The sequence below is a fragment of the Kitasatospora sp. NPDC005856 genome, assembly GCF_040629945.1.
Lineage (GTDB): Bacteria > Actinomycetota > Actinomycetes > Streptomycetales > Streptomycetaceae > Kitasatospora.
Map to the genome: position 1 here is coordinate 1 of NZ_JBEXWT010000230.1, position 1,426 is coordinate 1,426.

The 1,426-nt window shown below is 69.1% G+C and carries 1 protein-coding gene; it reads left to right on the forward strand.

The genetic code is table 11. The features are described 5' to 3' along the window. Window positions 1-58: 58 nt before the first annotated feature. On the forward strand, window positions 59-1,240 hold the full coding sequence (locus ABZ449_RS42130; RefSeq protein ID WP_360357466.1) for an IS701 family transposase: 1,182 nt from the start codon (window positions 59-61) through the stop codon (window positions 1,238-1,240). Window positions 1,241-1,426: the final 186 nt, after the last annotated feature.

A 1,426-nucleotide genomic window follows, 5' to 3' on the forward strand; every position in this document is an offset into this window, starting at 1 on the left:
CTAGTACTACAGCGGCACTTGCCTTGTGGGTGATCTCGGCGGTACTGATCCTGGTGTGGTGACTATGGATCAGGTGTCTTCATGGGGTGCTGAGCTGGCCGGCTTGGGGCCGCGGATCGCCGGCTGCTTCGAGCGGTCGGAGCCCAGGGCGACGGCGGTGGCGTACGTGCGTGGGCTGCTGGCAGACGTGCCGCGCAAGAACGGCTGGCAGTTGGCCGAGCAGGCCGGCGTCGCGACCCCGTGGTCGACTCAGCGTTTGCTCGGGAAGGCGAGCTGGGATGCGGACGGCGTGCGTGATGTGGTGCGTGCGTACGCGGTCGAGCGGCTCGGCGAGGCCTCGGCAGTGCTGGTGCTGGACGAGACCGGGTTCTTGAAGAAGGGGACCCGCTCGGTGGGGGTCCAGCGTCAGTACACGGGCACGGCGGGACGGATCGAGAACTGCCAGGTGGGGGTGTTTTTGGCGTACGCCTCCGGGCGGGGGCGGGCGTTGATCGACCGGGAGCTGTACCTGCCCGACGAGGCGTGGGTGAAGGACGCGGATCGGCGCCGCGTCGCAGCTGTGCCCGAGGAGGTGGGCTTCGCGTCCAAGCCGGAGTTGGGGCGCCGGATGCTTGAGCGTGCGGTGGCAGCGGGGGTGCCGTTCGGCTGGGTCGCGGCGGATGCGGTCTACGGTCAGCACCCGGGACTGCGGGAATGGCTGGAGGCGGAGGGCCTCCGCTATGCGATGGCAGTACCCGGTGACTTCAAGGTCGCTGTGGGCAGCGCGAGTTCGCAGGTGAGATCGTTGGCGCCGTTGGTTCCGGCACGGGCCTGGGAGCGCCGTGCGTGCGGCCGGGGCGCCAAGGGGATGCGGTACTACGACTGGTCCACGCTGGCCGTCCGGGTCCGGCATTCCAGGCGTCGCGGGTCCGCGCTGGCGGCCCCCGCGGCTGGCTTCGAGCACCTACTGCTGGTCCGCAGGTCGATCGACGACCCGGCTGAGCTCGCGTTCTTCCTCGTCCACGTACCCGTCGACGCCACGCTTGCGGAGATCGTGAACGCGGTGGGCGCCCGGTGGTCCGTCGAGGAGTGCTTCGAGACCGCGAAGAACGAGTGCGGGCTGGACCAGTACGAGGTCCGCAAGTGGCCTGCCTGGTACCGGCACATCACCCTGGCCATGCTCGCCGCAGCACTGCTCGCGGCGATCCGGGCCAGCCACCCGACCGAAAAGGGGGCTCCCACGCGGGACGAACCGGCCTGATTCGCTTGTCCTGCAACGAGATCCGCAAGCTCCTCGCCCGCATCCTCTTACCGCCGGTCGCCGACACTGTGCTCGTCCTGGCCTGGTCCCTCTTCCGACGCCAGCACCAGGCCCAAGCCAAGATCAGCCACTGGCGCCGACGCGGCTATCCCCAACACCTACAAGTGCCGCTGTAGTACTAGGAGA